The 15,013-nt window shown below is 50.7% G+C and carries 14 protein-coding genes; 4 read left to right on the top strand and 10 right to left on the bottom strand.

Annotation, left to right across the window (positions count from 1 at the left end; all coding sequences use genetic code 11):
• The first annotated feature begins 31 nt into the window (after positions 1-31).
• Entirely contained in the window at positions 32-514 is a 483-nt protein-coding gene (locus SBO83_RS15535; protein WP_396132145.1) for a glutathione peroxidase, read from the top strand.
• A 373-nt stretch (positions 515-887) separates the two neighbouring features.
• Positions 888-1,394 carry a YciE/YciF ferroxidase family protein gene (locus SBO83_RS15530; protein WP_353504130.1) on the top strand — a complete coding sequence of 169 codons (507 nt, stop codon included), beginning with the start codon at positions 888-890 and terminating at the stop codon, positions 1,392-1,394.
• A gap of 142 nt (positions 1,395-1,536) precedes the next feature.
• Here the strand turns inward: SBO83_RS15530 and SBO83_RS15525 are convergent, their stop codons facing one another.
• From SBO83_RS15525 to SBO83_RS15495, 7 genes are all read right to left on the bottom strand, one after another.
• Positions 1,537-1,683 carry a hypothetical protein gene (locus tag SBO83_RS15525; protein WP_396132144.1) on the bottom strand — a complete coding sequence of 49 codons (147 nt, stop codon included), beginning with the start codon at positions 1,681-1,683 and terminating at the stop codon, positions 1,537-1,539.
• 52 nt (positions 1,684-1,735) lie between these two features.
• Positions 1,736-2,341, bottom strand: coding sequence for a TetR family transcriptional regulator (locus SBO83_RS15520; protein WP_396132143.1), 606 nt, complete (start codon positions 2,339-2,341; stop codon positions 1,736-1,738).
• A gap of 281 nt (positions 2,342-2,622) precedes the next feature.
• Positions 2,623-3,303: a DJ-1/PfpI family protein gene (locus tag SBO83_RS15515; RefSeq protein ID WP_396132142.1), complete on the bottom strand. Its 681-nt coding sequence runs from the start codon at positions 3,301-3,303 to the stop codon at positions 2,623-2,625.
• A 252-nt stretch (positions 3,304-3,555) separates the two neighbouring features.
• On the bottom strand, positions 3,556-3,864 hold the full coding sequence (locus tag SBO83_RS15510; RefSeq protein ID WP_396132141.1) for an aldehyde dehydrogenase family protein: 309 nt from the start codon (positions 3,862-3,864) through the stop codon (positions 3,556-3,558).
• A 63-nt stretch (positions 3,865-3,927) separates the two neighbouring features.
• On the bottom strand, positions 3,928-4,563 hold the full coding sequence (xopG, locus tag SBO83_RS15505) for a XopG/HopH/AvrPtoH family type III secretion system effector (RefSeq protein WP_353504132.1): 636 nt from the start codon (positions 4,561-4,563) through the stop codon (positions 3,928-3,930).
• Between the two features lie 20 nt (positions 4,564-4,583).
• Positions 4,584-5,066 (bottom strand): CesT family type III secretion system chaperone, encoded by a 483-nt coding sequence (locus SBO83_RS15500; RefSeq protein ID WP_396132140.1) that lies wholly within the window; start codon positions 5,064-5,066, stop codon positions 4,584-4,586.
• Positions 5,067-5,217: 151 nt separating this feature from the next.
• On the bottom strand, positions 5,218-6,147 hold the full coding sequence (locus SBO83_RS15495; RefSeq protein ID WP_396132139.1) for a cupin domain-containing protein: 930 nt from the start codon (positions 6,145-6,147) through the stop codon (positions 5,218-5,220).
• Positions 6,148-6,260: 113 nt separating this feature from the next.
• Here SBO83_RS15495 and SBO83_RS15490 point away from each other — a divergent pair, with 113 nt between their 5' ends.
• Both SBO83_RS15490 and SBO83_RS15485 read left to right on the top strand, forming a co-directional pair.
• Positions 6,261-7,295 carry an NAD-dependent epimerase/dehydratase family protein gene (locus SBO83_RS15490; protein WP_396132138.1) on the top strand — a complete coding sequence of 345 codons (1,035 nt, stop codon included), beginning with the start codon at positions 6,261-6,263 and terminating at the stop codon, positions 7,293-7,295.
• 161 nt (positions 7,296-7,456) lie between these two features.
• Positions 7,457-8,692, top strand: a complete 1,236-nt coding sequence (locus tag SBO83_RS15485; protein WP_396132137.1) for an EAL domain-containing protein — start codon at positions 7,457-7,459, stop codon at positions 8,690-8,692.
• 222 nt (positions 8,693-8,914) lie between these two features.
• Here SBO83_RS15485 and SBO83_RS15480 read toward each other — a convergent pair whose 3' ends face one another.
• From SBO83_RS15480 to SBO83_RS15470, 3 genes are all read right to left on the bottom strand, one after another.
• A complete protein-coding gene (locus tag SBO83_RS15480; RefSeq protein WP_396132136.1) occupies positions 8,915-10,975 on the bottom strand; it encodes an FUSC family protein in 2,061 nt (686 codons plus the stop codon).
• Between the two features lie 275 nt (positions 10,976-11,250).
• Positions 11,251-13,671 (bottom strand): TonB-dependent receptor domain-containing protein, encoded by a 2,421-nt coding sequence (locus SBO83_RS15475; RefSeq protein ID WP_396132135.1) that lies wholly within the window; start codon positions 13,669-13,671, stop codon positions 11,251-11,253.
• 395 nt (positions 13,672-14,066) lie between these two features.
• A complete protein-coding gene (locus tag SBO83_RS15470; RefSeq protein WP_396132134.1) occupies positions 14,067-14,981 on the bottom strand; it encodes an EamA family transporter in 915 nt (304 codons plus the stop codon).
• Positions 14,982-15,013 lie beyond the last annotated feature (32 nt).

Raw genomic sequence — 15,013 nt, 5'->3', positions numbered from 1 at the left:
GTCGAGCTATTTCTACTTAGAGGATTCCGCTATGACTACCTTTCATCAACTTACCGCCACCAGTCTGGACGGCAAGCTTATCTCTATGGGCGACTTCGCCGGTAAGGTGGTTTTGGTCGTGAATACTGCAAGCCAATGTGGCTTCACGCCACAGTACGGCGGTCTTGAAACGCTCTACAATAAATACGCCGCCCAAGGTTTGATGGTGCTGGGTTTCCCCTGCAACCAGTTCGGTAAACAGGAGCCAGGCGACGCCGACGAAATCGCGCGGACCTGTTACATTAATTACGGAGTGAGCTTCCCTATCTTCGAGAAGGTACAGGTCAACGGAACGGCAGCGCACCCGGTATTTCGTCATCTAAAAAATGAACTACCCGGCGTGCTTGGTGGCAAAATCAAGTGGAACTTCACTAAATTTCTGATTGGACGCGACGGTAAACCGCTCAAGCGTTTTGCTCCGATCGCTACCCCGGAGAAAATGGAAGCCGCAATCCTTGCTGCACTTGCAATCTAAGTGTGTCTAGAGGATATTTTCTTAAGGTTATCAATGGATGTTCACTATATTATTTTTTAAATACCGAGTAAGTTGATTATAAGAAGTCATATCCTTTTTTCTTTAATAAATAGTCATATTGTGGAAATCCCTCTCCATTATTAATAGATAATCAAAATGTCTCTGTCTAAATGACTCATCTTGCAAGTATAGGTTAATTAAAGGGATTGTAAGTCTGTTAACTCAAGTTATGAATCAGCTTACGTATGCATAATTAGCTGTTTCGTCGCATTTAAATAAAATCTCATAGAGTAAGATAAATCTTAATTGAGTTTTTTATTTTCTCACCCGACTATTCTTTAGAGGTGTTATTTTTTTATGAGAGGAAGTTTCGATGCCTATTACTACTTTAAAAGAGTTGTTTAATCATGATTTATCTGACGTTTACAGCGCAGAAAAACAAATTACCAAAGCACTTCCAAAAATGGCGCGTGCAGCAACGGATACTCAATTAGTTGATGCGTTTAAACTTCACCTGGAAGAAACTCAGGGTCAAATTGAACGCCTTGATAAAGTGGCTGAGTCACATGCTGATATTCGCATTAAGCGTATGAAATGCCACGCGCTTGAAGGTCTGGTAGAAGAAGCGCAGGAACTTATCGAATCAGTAGAAAAAGGCGAAGTGCTTGATGCCGGTCTAATCGGCGCCGCGCAAAAAGTGGAGCACTATGAAATTGCCACCTATGGCACGCTCGCGGCGCTGGCGAAAAAACTCGGTTATACCGAGGCAGCAAAACTTCTGCTCGAAACGCTGGAAGAAGAGAAAAATACGGATGTGAAATTAACCTCTATTGCCGAAGCCAGCTCTCCAAAATCTAAAAAAAGCACCCCAGTTCGTTGACTTATTGCAGATGGCCCACGAGCAATATAGGCCATCTGCTTTCCATCAAGATTGGTTATGTATTTCTCATACCTCTTAGGGATATTACTTGTGAGTAGAGTTTGATTCTCGCTACACTGAAATTGATTTTGCTTTAATAAAGTTAGATGCTGAACTCCAGGGCGCTATTTCTTGGTTGCAAATCAATGATCAATATCAGCACCGACTGCTTATTGGCTTCGACTGGCGCGTTGTGATGTGGCAGCTGCGTGCCAAGCTGAATATAAAAGGTTGATTGGCGCTGTGTCATTGCTTAGAAGCCTCAGAGCAGGCCTTTGGCCTGCTAGCCGCCCCCCCCTCGCTTAGGGGGTGATATGAATAATTTTTCTTGTCGTGTTCAGCGCCGAATCAAACGGCCCGGTATTTCGAACAATCTTAACCATGACGCTTGCGCCAACCCAAAGCTGGTAGAGACTTTCTGCCACGATGCGGGGCGTATCGTCAATCGTCAGAGATCCTTCGTCTATTCCCTTTTCTAAGGCTTCCGCCAGACGTGAGATTATCCCTGAAGTACCTGCCTCAAGGGTTAAGCGCATTGTGTCCGACAGATCGGCCACTTCAGCACCCAGTTTCACGGCAAGACACTTACCCTGACAGTCAGAGAACGACTGAGATTCTCGCCACTGCTGCCAATAATTCATGAGTTTCTGCGCCATATTGAGTCCCGGCTGGCTCAACGTCCTGTCGATGTCAGCGAGATAGTCATCAAAATAGTGCGCCAGCATATCCGCACCAAAAGCTTCCTTCGAACTAAAGTAATGATAAAAGGAGCCTTTAGGGACGCCAGCGTCCTTGAGAATTTCATTCAGTCCGACCGCAGAGAACCCTTTACCGGCCATAATACGCTGGCCCGTCGCAAGAATATGCTCGCGGATTTCATTGCTATGTTGTTGAGTTGTAGTATTCATAAATTTAAATTACCAAGAACTAGACCAGTCGTCTATAGGTAAGTTAAAAAGTTCCATTTTGCTAAAGCATATTGGTGGATTTCAGCAGTCCACCACAGAGGGTTATCGCCACCGGCTGAGATAAATCGCAGCAGGTCTGCATTTATCGTCGCGACTTGGGTGATGGTCATTCCGTGGCCAAACCCGGCATAGACCTTGAGCTGCGCATCTTTGACAAGTTGCGCTGCCAAAATGGCAGAGGTAGGGGCAAATCCACATCGCCCCTCCCTAGTGAATAGCTGCTATGCGCCCAGTTGCTTAATCAGCTGGGCCGCCGTTGCGGCTGAGGACGTTGGGTTTTGCCCGGTGATCAGCAGGCCGTCGCTGACCACATAAGAGCTCCAGTCTTCCCCTTTCGAGTAAATCCCGCCTTTGGCAATTAGTTCGTCTTCTACCAAGAAAGGCACAATGCGGGTCAAGCCCACGGCTTCCTCTTCGCTGTTGGTAAAACCGGTGACCTTACGGCCTTCAACCAGTGGTTTCCCCTGCGGGGTTTTGACGTGGCGCAGCACGCCAGGCGCATGACAGACCAGAGCGACATGCTTGTTTGCCGCCAGGAATGCTTCGATGAGTGCGATGGAGTGTTTATCTTCGGCCAGATCCCACAGAGGGCCGTGACCACCCGGATAAAACACGGCGTCGAAATCATCCTGCGAAACGCTGTCGAGGCGAAATGTCGCAGCCAGTTGTGCCGTAGCTTCAGCATCGGCTTCGAAGCGATGGGTTTGTTCGGTCTGGAAATTAGGCTCATTGCTTTTTGGGTCTAGCGGTGGATTGCCGCCCTGCGGCGAGGCCAGCGTGATGTCTGCGCCCGCATCTTTAAATGCGTAGTACGGTGCCGCCAGCTCTTCCAGCCAAAAACCCGTTTTGCGACCGGTGTCGCCCAATTTGTCGTGAGAGGTTAAAACCATAAGAATTTTCATTATAAAGCTCCTGCGTTTAAGTTTAAGAGATGTGTATTAGACCAGTCGTCTATTTATGGGGCGAATGTCAGACTGGCCGTTGCTGCGATGTAGGCAAATTAACAGCTATTAGACCAGTCGTCTACAGGTATTTTAAAACTTTTTATCGGTAATGCGTCAGGCACCTTCTCTTCGTTGATGCCTGACCCAGTGCCTTAAAGCACGCATTCTAAGATTGACTCACCAGCGGTCTTCTACCCGCCGTTAGCAAGCTCAGCTAACTTTTTTGGCCCAAACTGCCTCGTTGCCGGAAAGCATATTCGGCCCGAAGGCGCGGATAACCTGCCATAAAAGGAAGTTCCAAGGCATGACGGCCAAAATAGAGCCGACCGGCAGATGGGAGATATGTACCCTATCGTCATTTTCAACAGACACAGGTTCATCGGCGAGGATGGCGGGGCCATTGCTGGCAATCCAGTCAAGCGTGGCCGCGCACTTCTCGACTTCAGCGCGGGCCGCCGTCAGGGTTTTTCCCATTTCAGGGGTAATGATCCCGGCTAAACTCTCTGAGCGTTCGCGCAAAATTAACCCATCAGGCTCATCGGTTTAGCCGGTGAGCCTGTATCACCTGTTAACTCACAGCCATTACCCTGCGGCGTACTGGCCGCGCAGCGGCAGGCCATGTTCATGGCGGATGCCATTCTCAGAAAGCGCCTCATTGGCGAACTTGCCGATGCCCACCGCGCGCGCCTCCTCCTGCCCAGCCGGAGAGCTATTATCGTAACGGTCCGAAGTCCCGCCGGTGTACGTTCCCTTCAGCATGCGATAGCCGTGTACTAACTCATGGGCCAAAGATACAAACGCCAGCGAGGTATCGTCCATCAGGCTTGGACGCCCATAAGCGTCAATCGCCACGGATTGACGCGGGTTCCAGTCCACGCTGGCGCTGGTTCCCTCACCTTTCATACCCAGCGTCTGCTTCTGCGCTAGCTGGGTAGCTTTCTTATTATGGGCTTGGTCATACTCGCTGCTGGACAGCTTAAAGCGGCTGACCTGAGATTGCGTTAGCACCGGGCGGGCCACGGTGTTAGCCATTGCCGTCACCTTGACTTTAACGTAGCGCCCATTGCTGCTTAGATCACGCAGTTCATTCAGCAGGCTGCGGCCATTTGGGCGACTATTCAGCTTTTGTAATGCGCTTTCAGCGGCAAAATAGTCCTCCTGACGATGGTATTCAATCGCGATATGCGGTGCTATTTGACTGGCAGAAATCGTACTCATTTTCTCTCCTACGTGCTGTTTTAACGTTGCGACATCAGGGCTTCAACCTGACGGCGCTGAAGTAAAAGCTTTTCTTCATCTTTGGTGACCGAACGGCCTTGTGGGACCGCGGGCTGACACCAGCGACCAATTACCGACAGCGTCCAGACGAGGCGTTCAAATAAGGAGATAAGCGTATCGTGAAGAAGATCTTTTAGCGGCAAGGCGGCCCATATCACCAGTTGTGCGCCCGCTTTATCAGCCGCAACGGTAATGACAGGCTGCTCCTCGATATTCAGGTTGGCCTGAAGCAATTCAAGCAGCAGCGTCTCACTTGGGTTTTCAGGCAACGGCAACATCCCCATCATAATCAAAGACATGTTTTCCGTAAGTTCAAGAAAGACCTCTTGGCCACCCTCGAGTGGCAACGCATAGTATCCATGCGGATTGCACTCAAGCGCAGGCACGTTCAGCTGTTTAAACAGCGGTTGGAGTTTTTGATAGAACTGTTCAGCAATCACCATAGCTACACCTATTTCGCGGACCAATATGACGAGTTATGTGGTTAGCGTTCGAGGCTGGTTCCTGCGGGAGTTTGTAACAAGGTGCAATCGATATTGCATATACAAAGCTGATTTTTCAGATGAAAGGTATGCGAATTAATTGATTAGATTTTCAAACGGCAGGCGAAGACCGCACAGCCAGTCTCCAAGCTTTGGGGGACAGACCGGTCTCTCGTTTAAAGATGGTATTGAAAGCACTCACCGAAGCATAACCCAGTGAGTGGGCCACCACGGCAATCTGTTCTTCTCCTTCGGACAATGCCCGTTCGGCAAGACGCACGCGCCACTGTGTCAAATAGGCAATTGGGGTCATGCCCGCAATAAGCTTGAAATTTTGCGCAAAGGTGGTGCGTGACATGGCGCAGGATTTCGCCAGCTCTTCCAGATGCCATTTACGTGCCGGATAGCCGTGTATCAGCTGTAATGCCGGAACCAGACGTTTATCAGCAAGTATGCGCAACCACCCGGAAGATAGAACATCGCTGGTTTGCAGATATTCTCTCAGGATATGAATAAACAGTAACTGCGCCAAGTGCGCGGAGGCCAGCTGTGAGCCAGCACGAGCATTACGGCGCTCCAGCACCAATTGGTCGAGCAGCCAGCGAAAAGAGGCGGCTTGGTCTGAGGCTGCTGGTATGTGGATCCACGGCGGAAGAACATGCATTAGCAGTTTGCCGCTGGTGGGATTGAGCAGTATATGCCCCCCAATATGCTCAAAATCATCTCCTTCCCCCACGGCAACATCGACTTTACCGGCACCAGAAAACACGCTCATGGCGTCGACCGGCTCAACATCCGGATGGCTGGCGAGGATGAAAGATCGCTTGGCGCTCAGCAGCCCCACATCACCCGTAGAAAACCGCACGGGGGCTGGCTCCCCTTGCAAAATGACCCAACAACTGCCTTTTACGATGGCGAAAAACTTGATTTTTTCCGGGGCAGGAAAACGCAGCGCCCAATGACCGCCCGCGGTAAAACCGCCAGTAACCAAAGACTGGGCCTGCGTGAGCTTGATGATGTCAGAAAACGGATCATTGTTCATTCCCGTACTATCCAGCAACTAATCCGGACTATCAAGGATTTTAAGTACGCCTATCCTCCTCTAAGCTGTTTCGCAACAGGATTAATGCGACACAACACCAAGAGGTTAACGTGATGAGTAAAGAAAAAGTATTGGTGACGGGCGGTACAGGTTTTATCGCGCAACACTGCATTATTGTCTTGTTGAACAGTGGCTATCAGGTTCGGACTACCGTGCGTTCTCTCGAGCGAGAGGCTGAAGTTCGGCAGCATCTGCATCAGGGCGGCGTTGACGCGCAGGATAATCTGACCTTTGTGGTCGCTGATTTGATGTCTGACGAGGGTTGGGACGAGGCGGCGGCAGGCTGTACTTATGTCATGCACGGCGCGTCGCCTACCCCCTCTGGTGGGCAATTGACGGAAGACGACTGGGTCAATCCGGCGATTGAGGGCAACCTGCGGGTTCTGCGCGCAGCGCGTAATGCGGGGGTTAAACGCGTGGTTCTAACCTCGGCGTTTGGTGCCATCGGGGTTGGCCACCCTGCTGATTATCGGCGCCCCTTCGACGAGAACGACTGGAGTGACATCAGTGGCGATGTCTGGCCTTATCAGAAATCAAAAACCTTGTCGGAGCGTGCTGCGTGGGACTTTATCGCCAGCGTTCAGGGCGAACTTGAGCTTGCCTCTGTTAACCCGGTTACGGTGCTAGGCCCGGTGTTGGGGGGCGACCACTCCCACTCCACTCGCATAATAAAGAATATGCTGGAAGGCGAGCCGGGCTGCCCAAACATCAACTCCTGCTTTGTCGATGTGCGGGATGTAGCTGATTTGCACTTGCTGGCGATGACCCATCCGGCGGCCAATGGCGAAAGATTTCTTGCCAGCTCGGGCAACAGTCTGACCCTATTGCAGGTGGCGCAGACGTTGCGCGATAACTTGGGCGAGGAGTCTCGCAAGGTATCGACTCTGGCATTGAGTGATGACATGGTGCGGGCCGCAGCCGATAAAAACCCGGTCATGCTGGGGATGGTCAAACTGCTGGGTGTAGATATGAATGTGACTAACGCGAAGGCTAGAAGTTTATTAGGCTGGGCGCCTCGCTCGCCTGAACAGGCGATTATCGCCACGGCTAAAAGCTTAATTGAATTGGGACTTGTCGATAACAAGTAACTTTCTTTTGACTGAAGCGTCTTCACGACGCTTCATCAACTTTCCGCTAAATTGCCCAATTAGATCTCATTTTTTACCCGTCAATTTTACTTAATCCTTGGCTCTCCCCCTGCATTCTCTGATAGGGTCTTACCCTGAATTACTAATCCAAGGTCCCCTACATGCTCCTGACACTCGTCTACCGCAGCCAAATCAGCAGTAACACCCAGCTTGATGATTTGAACAATATGGTCGCTAAGGCCAGCATGACCAATAGCCAATCCTCGGTCACCGGCATTCTGTTGCACGACGACAGCCACTTTTTCCAGCTGCTGGAAGGTCCAGAGGACGCCGTAGACAGTATCTTTGCTAAGATTGCCATGGATAAACGCCATAACAACGTGGTGGAACTGATGCGCGACCACGCGCCTTCGCGCCGGTTCGGCAAGGTGGGAATGGAGCTTTTCGACCTCAGAACCTATAGCGAGGACGTGGTATTTCAGGCCGTGTTGGATAAAGGGACGTCGAAGTATCGCTTAACCTACGATGACCGCGCATTGCAGTTTCTTTCCACCTTTGTGCAGGCGCGCGAGAAAGAAAACTATCTTGATATTCCCTCGCCGGACACCTGGTCCTTTGTGGTCGATCACTCTCAGTCCTACCCGGTTCAGGCATCCCCCTCTGCGGAGTGCAGTTACGCCTTCCAGCCCGTTGTCGATCCACTCAAAAAACAGATTGTTTCCTTTGTCGCCACACTCTGCGACCCGGAAGGCAGCTCGCCGCTGGGGTATTACGCGCGGTCTGAACATAAAAGTATTTACAGTGCCGATCTAGAGTCCAAGCGCCACGCTTTCGCAATGGCCAGCGAATTTGGTATTGGCGATAAAAGCCTGACCCTCTCATTGTTGCCGATGACACTGTCCAACGCGCCGAACGCGGTGGAGTTTCTCCTGCAGGAAATAGCTGCCTGCGGGCTGGTGCCGGAACAGGTGGTTATCGCGTTAAGTGAAAACGGCTCAATCACGGCGGAAGAGGCGTTCCACCTGGCCGTGAAAAAGCTCAAGGCGTCCGGCATGCGGCTGGCGGTCGAGAACTTTGGCGCAGGCTCGGCGGGCTTGCTTCAGCTCACCCAGATGCAGCCCGACAAGCTGATGATTGAACCCAGCCTGATTCAAGACGTGCATAAAAGCGGGCCGAAACAGGCGATTATTCTGTCGATCATTAAGTTCTGTTCGTCACTTGAGATCTCATTGACGGCGACCGGCGTAGAGCAGGTCGAGGAGTGGATGTGGCTTGAAGCGGCGGGGATTTGCCATTTTCAGGGCAGCCTGTTTGCCAAGCCGGGGGTGAATCGCCTGCCCCTTATTGCCTGGCCTGAAATCGGGGACGAGTTTGGTCCACGTGAAAAGGCGGTGTAAACCTCGCGGCCGCTGTGGACTGCGGGGGAAATTCCACACAATAAAAAGAGTGAGCAAGTGCTGCAAAGATAAGGTTTTAAGCGCGAAGGCTATACCGGCTCGTATTTGAAAATTGCCGGTAAGTGGCAGGACCATGTTTTAACTTCACCGATCAATCCGCTGGATGATTAGCCCTGCCAAGTACGGTGCTGGCAGGGTTGGTCACTCCACGTAAAGGCGCAACTACATATCCGTCTCAACCCGATTCAAGCTCGGCCAGTGCGAGCGTGAGAACAGCACAAGCCGGATGTTAAACAGTGACAGCATGGGGGCGTAGTAGTGGGCGTCTTTGCTGGAGAGCGTCTCAAGCTTTATCAGCAAGAGGTCTATTTCGCGGAGCAATTTCGGGTGCGGCGAAGCCTGGAACGATTTTAGGCGTGCTTTCAGGTAATGTTTTAATTCATAGAATATGCGGTCAGTGGCGTTGATGTGATCGGCCAATAATTCCTGATTCTTCATATGGAAATCGTAATAGTTCGCGCCAAGCCACACTTCGGTGATCAAGTCCCCGCCTGCGGCTAATTCATCCGTTACGTCACTCTTTTTTCTCGGCAAAATCACATTCACTTTATCGAGCATTCTCGCCACAAACTGTTGGCGTGAGTGAGGAGAGGCGCGTTGCAGTTTGATCTCCGCCAGAAAGTGAATCAGCTCTTTTATACCCTTGAGCAATGCACGTTTCGCCGTCCATGAGGGCCGTTTACTGCGAATAATTGCTGTCACCACCACGCCAATAACCACGCCGACCAGACTTGAAACTGCGCCGTTTAACGTCGCCAGCAGATCGGGTTTATAGTAATGGCTCAGACTGATTAAGCCCGGAATTTGGGTGGCAATAATTAAGCCGAGTAAGTTGGTGACAGGATTGGCGATGAGCACGCCGAGCGCAAATAGTCCGGGGAATAGGCAAATCAGCAGAGCTTCAAAGGTGGTGGTGAGCGGGATGAGCGTTGAGACATAAAAGATGCTGATCGCCGTGGCAACCACCACGCCGGTCAAAAATACCTTCATCGGAGCTACCGGGTTGTCCATCGCCGCGAAGAAAGAGCAGAGTATTGCCGCCATCATCGGGGCGGTTGCCCCGTCCTTCCAGCCAGAGCCAATCCAGAACAAGCAGCAGAGGAAAGTCACCAAAAACGCGGTAAATGACGAGAGCAGCAGCATCCCTTTATCGATATGCCAGTGGGCCGTGGAGCGTCTGGCCTTGCTTTCATCAAAGTTATCGACGCGCTTACCCACGCTAAAGTGCGCATCGGCCACTCTGACAAAATCCCCTAGCCTGTCGAGTAAGCCGTTCAGTAGCAAACTCTCTTCCACGTTTATCGCCTTAGTTTGGTGAGCCTGCTGCAACTCAGCCTGTGTCTGGGCGATATTTTGTTGAATGGTATGGGTGTTTTCGACGGCGTCGCTGTTATTTAGCCAGAGTAAAAAGTGACGAAAAGTGTTTTGCACGTTTTCTGGGAAAGCAATCTGACGCTTCGCCAACATAGTCAGGCGCAGCTCAATGGATGTCAGCGTGGGCACCAGATAAGACAGATGCTGATATTGCACCGTCACCAGGCGAATTAGCTTTCTCGCCGCATTACCTTCAAAGATGCAGTGGGTGATCAGAACTTCGACATTGGCGGGATAACCGGCCATCTGGATCAGAATATTTTCGTGATCCGGCGACTTCTCCGGCGTCGGCGCGGTGAGCAGCGCGTTACACAGCTTCTTGGCACTGTCGTACCAATTGGTGATGCTTTTTTCCAGAATATTGCTCATCGAAACCGGCAAAATCAGACTGTGAATCAGGCTGCTGCAGACAATCGCAACACCAATTTCCTCAATGCGCGATAACACCGTATAGGTGATGGCCAGAGGGGAAGTCACGTCAGGAAATCCCATAATCGCGGCACTATAACCGGCCAGCATAAAGACATAGCTTTTCGGGGTACGGTCGTGCAGCGAGAGATACAAACAGAGGGCGACCCAGGCAGAAACACACAGGCTGAACAGCAGCGGATTCTGGACCGTGATGGGGTAAATCAGCAGAATAAATAGCCCTCCCAGCAGGGTTCCGAGCATGCGGAACACGGATTTTGAGAGCGTAGAAGCAGAATATAATTGAGAAGCAATAAAAACCGAAGCAACTGACCAGGCAGGTTTGTCTAAATTAAGAGCCAGTGCGATGTATAGTGCGAGAAATGCGGCAAAACAGGTTTTAAGCGAGAACAGGACTGCGCTTTTTGAGAACCATTTCATAGGTGGAGACTAACTCACAAGAACTGCATTTTATCGTTATCCGCGCATAATATCCGAAGCCGATCACGCCAGCATTTTTAAATTTCCTACAATTTATTTCCGCGATAAGCTATTTTTTAACCTCACTGACTTTAGTAATTAAAAATAGCATTTGGCTTTTTTAAACAGCCTTATTTTTTAATTTTAGATTGTGCTTAGAGGCTCAGATTTATAAAAGGTGTTACCCAAACAAGTCGAGTAACACCATGACTTCTCCTTTAGCGACTCATCAACCGCTAGAAATCAACATTCACGCCCAACTGGAAATTGCGGCCCGGCATGACGGCCAGCGCCTTGTTGTAGGCATCCTGATTGCTGGTGTCAGTCAGAGTGCGGCTGCTGAGGTAATCCCAGTATTCACGGTCGGTGATGTTATACACGCCGCCGCTAAGTTTGACGTTTTTGGCGACCTGCCAGTAGGCCGTGGCATCAAGCATGCCGAAGCCCGGCACGTTCATGTAATCCGTGGTGGAGTCAGTGATTGGTGCCCCGCTATTGCTATAACTTTGGCGATTAGTGGCCTCTGCTTTCTTACCTTTGACGAACGTCGCGATCAGCGCGGCACCGTAAATGCCTGATGGATCATCCCACGCCACGCCCGCTACCAGTTTCATTGGTGGGACGCTATCGAGATCGACGTATTTATCCCCGGCATAGCTGGACTTGGATTCGCCCTGCGCGTAACCCAGCGCGAAGCTGGTGCTCAGTCCATTTACCGCGCTAAACCACGAGCCGTAGCTGATTTTCGTGGTTAGGTCTGCGCCATAGATGAAGGCGTCATCGCGGTTTTCGGCCTGATAAATGGTGTAAATATTGGATGGCACGTCGGCAAACATGCCCGGATTCGCTTTGCGGGTGTAGCGCGTATTGGCGATGAAGTTCTTGTAAGTGTTGTAGAACGCCGAGGTTTTAAAGGTCACCCCTTCACTCAGCTCGCCCTTCATTCCCCACTCAAAGTTATTGCTGGTCTCGGTTTTTAGGTTGGTATTCCCAATCAAGGCATATTGGGCAGATCCGGCGTAGGAAGAGCCAAGGTTCCAGGAGCCGTACAATTGGCTGGCGTCGGGGAACTGTGCTCCACGCTGATATTGCAGGTAAGTCATCAGCTTAGGCGTGATGTCGTAGGTAAAGGCCAGTGAGGGAAGAGCCTGAGTGTCCGAGTTCGCCTTACTGTATAAAGTGGAAACCTGCCCGGTTGACACCACGCCGTTGGCCAAGTCCGACAAGTCTCGCGCTTCGGTGTTCTGATGAGCAACGCGCACTGCGGGGACAATGCCAAAGTTATGACCGTCGAGGTCAAACTTTATAGTGTCCTGCACGAAGCCGCCCAGAATATAGGTCCGGCTATCAGCCTCGGGCTGCATTAGGGTGTTGAAAATGTCCTGCGTCGGACTTTGGCGGAACGGGCGCTCGGTATTGGACACCCGGCCATTCAGCCCGGCGCTCAGCTCGTGGCGCCCTACCGTTTTCAGCCAGCTGGTTTCAGCGCCGTAGGTGTCAACGTCATAGTTGGAATAGACGTTGATCATCTGATCGCTGGAGTTAGGCAGGTAGGTATTATCGTGCGCCTGGGTGTACTGGTAATAGACTTTCGACACCACGGCGTCCACGTAATCGTTGAACGGCGTCCACTCATCCTTCAGGCTTATCCCCCAGCGGCGGGTATTACTTTGCTGCTGGGCGGTGCCCAAAATGGTGTCACCAGAACCGTCCCACGCGTCGTAATGAGTGTGGTTTACCTTCTCGTAGTAATCGAGCGTGCCGGTGAACTTGTGCGCATCGGTGGGCTGCCAGATGACGGATGACATGACCGCGTCAGAGTGCCAGTTCTCAGGATAGGCGTCACGAGTGCCGCTGTTATTGCTGGTTTCCTGACCGTCGCGACGGCTAATGGCTATCAGGCCGCGTAATGTGTCGTCCCCGGCGGCGGCGGTGATGCCGTTGTGCCACGAGCGATCGGCCGAGCCATAATCGGACTGATAACCAAAATAGGTCTCTTTGCCGGGATGCAGGTAGTCATCGGCAGATTTTGGCAAGAAGGAGACTTCGCCGCCGATGGAGGTGTTGGCGCGCTCGGCCGAGGTTGCGCCAGACTGAATATCGACTTGGCCGTACATGTACGGGTCAATATAGTCGCGGCCGATGCCGAAGGTACCCAGACCCGCGCGGCTGACATAGCTGCGCCCGGTGGCGTTGGGTTGCGGAATGCCATCGACGTCAATGCCGACGCGGTTGCTTTCCAGCCCGCGAATGTTGTAGCCGGTATAGCCGCTGCGGTCGAAGCCGCTTTTGCCATTTCCAGAGCCACCGCTGGAGCCGGTGGCAGAAATTAACGGCTGATAGCGCATAATCGTGCCGAAATCGTTTCCGCCGTTTTTCTGCATATCTGCCGCTGAAATCGAGGTTTTCGAGCCCGGTTTCTTATCCGGCAGCGTCTCGGTGATGGTCATCACGTCTTCATTGTTCTGCAACGGCGCCTGAGTTCTGCGAGCTATCGGTTTCTTTTTGCCTGAAGGCGCTGTCTGAGCTTCCCCGATGTTTGATAGATTATTGTCTTTAACAGTTTCCGCTGCGTTAGCCTGCAAAGTGGCACTGAGGACAATCCCCGGTAAAATAACGTTCCTAATAATTCCCTGCACTTTAAAAGGTTTGAGCATTTTAATTTTATTCCGTACTGATTATTAAAATATGCTCATCAATTGCTGCCTTACCCACCACCGAAGAATCAATAAGGCTGGGTAAAAATGATGTAAAAGAGTGTCTTCTATAAGTATTCTCAATCCTGAGTCAGCCATTTATCCTTATAGTTTATGATATTATTACAGCGATTCATTTTGGCTTGCTGCCGATAATAATCATTATCGAGAAAATAACAAATAAAAGTCGCTTCCTTGACGATATTTTCCCAAAAAAGGCTTTAACTCCACATGGAATATATAACTATAAAAATAACGGATTACACTAGTAATAAAAGAGGGATATTGAACACCTTCTAAACCTTATTCATTAAAAGGTGTTTCAATTGTGCAGCCACCTAAGATGGCTGGCCTGGTTACTTCACCGCCGCGTTTTTTATTGAAACTGCTTGTTTCCCCGGGCTGACTATCATCCACACGGCGATGCCGACAATGATGGCGCCGATGATGAAACCTTTAGTGATGGTCTCACCCAGCGCAAGATATCCCCAGAGCACGCCAAAGGGTGGGATCAGGAAGGTGACTGTCAGTGAGCGTAATGGGCCGATGTCGGCAATTAGCCGGAAATAGAGAATATAGGCTAAGGCAGTGCAGACAAGGCCGACGGCAAGAACGCTGGCCCACACGTCAATTTGCCCCCAGTTGACTGCCGGGCCAGTGCCCATCGACCAGGCAAAGAAAGGCAGAAGAAACAGTGTCGCGCCCATTTGGCTACCAAAGGCGACCGTTTTAGGATCAAGCCCGCCGCGGTTGGATATCCACCGACGGGTCAGGAAGCCCGCCACGCCATAACAGCTGGTTGCCACTAAGCAGGCCAGAATGCCATACAACATACCGCTGGCTGAATTTATATCTCCAATAGTGGTGATGACGATTATTCCTAACAATCCTAATATCACCCCACCCCACTTTCTGGCACTCAATTTCTCACTGAAAAAAGCAAAGCCTATAATGGCTCCCATGAGTGGCGTTGTGGCATTGAATATTGCCGAATAACCGGCGGGTAACCACTGGGCGGCAAAACAATACATTAAGAAGGGTAATCCTGAGTTAATAACCCCGAGAAATAATGATGATTTGAATTTATTCTCAAAATTGAATGAGGACCTCAGCATTAAAAGAATCACGCCAAGGCCAATAAAGCCGAAAAACACCCGTAAAAATGCAGTATTAATCGCGCCAAACTGCGGTGCGGCAATTCTCATGAAAATAAAACTGGCTCCCCAAATTGCGGCAAGTAGGAGTAATCGTAGATAATCTGCAATACGCATGTTTTAGGCCCCTTTATATGCTTCCACATATT

This window comes from Ewingella allii, from assembly GCF_044430645.1.
In the GTDB taxonomy this organism is placed as follows: domain Bacteria; phylum Pseudomonadota; class Gammaproteobacteria; order Enterobacterales; family Enterobacteriaceae; genus Ewingella; species Ewingella allii.
The sequence above is the reverse complement of the archived record's forward strand: the minus strand, read 5'-3'. Positions and strand labels throughout refer to the sequence as shown.

Coding starts and splice junctions, on each gene's coding strand:
- SBO83_RS15515 (WP_396132142.1), bottom strand. CDS start 3,303: ATGAAAATTCTTATGGTTTTAACCTCTCACGACAAATTGGGCGACACC.
- SBO83_RS15500 (WP_396132140.1), bottom strand. CDS start 5,066: ATGGTGATTGCTGAACAGTTCTATCAAAAACTCCAACCGCTGTTTAAA.
- SBO83_RS15530 (WP_353504130.1), top strand. CDS start 888: ATGCCTATTACTACTTTAAAAGAGTTGTTTAATCATGATTTATCTGAC.
- SBO83_RS15485 (WP_396132137.1), top strand. CDS start 7,457: ATGCTCCTGACACTCGTCTACCGCAGCCAAATCAGCAGTAACACCCAG.
- SBO83_RS15520 (WP_396132143.1), bottom strand. CDS start 2,341: ATGAATACTACAACTCAACAACATAGCAATGAAATCCGCGAGCATATT.
- SBO83_RS15480 (WP_396132136.1), bottom strand. CDS start 10,975: ATGAAATGGTTCTCAAAAAGCGCAGTCCTGTTCTCGCTTAAAACCTGT.
- SBO83_RS15470 (WP_396132134.1), bottom strand. CDS start 14,981: ATGCGTATTGCAGATTATCTACGATTACTCCTACTTGCCGCAATTTGG.
- xopG (WP_353504132.1), bottom strand. CDS start 4,563: ATGAGTACGATTTCTGCCAGTCAAATAGCACCGCATATCGCGATTGAA.
- SBO83_RS15490 (WP_396132138.1), top strand. CDS start 6,261: ATGAGTAAAGAAAAAGTATTGGTGACGGGCGGTACAGGTTTTATCGCG.
- SBO83_RS15535 (WP_396132145.1), top strand. CDS start 32: ATGACTACCTTTCATCAACTTACCGCCACCAGTCTGGACGGCAAGCTT.
- SBO83_RS15495 (WP_396132139.1), bottom strand. CDS start 6,147: ATGAACAATGATCCGTTTTCTGACATCATCAAGCTCACGCAGGCCCAG.
- SBO83_RS15525 (WP_396132144.1), bottom strand. CDS start 1,683: ATGACACAGCGCCAATCAACCTTTTATATTCAGCTTGGCACGCAGCTG.
- SBO83_RS15475 (WP_396132135.1), bottom strand. CDS start 13,671: ATGCTCAAACCTTTTAAAGTGCAGGGAATTATTAGGAACGTTATTTTA.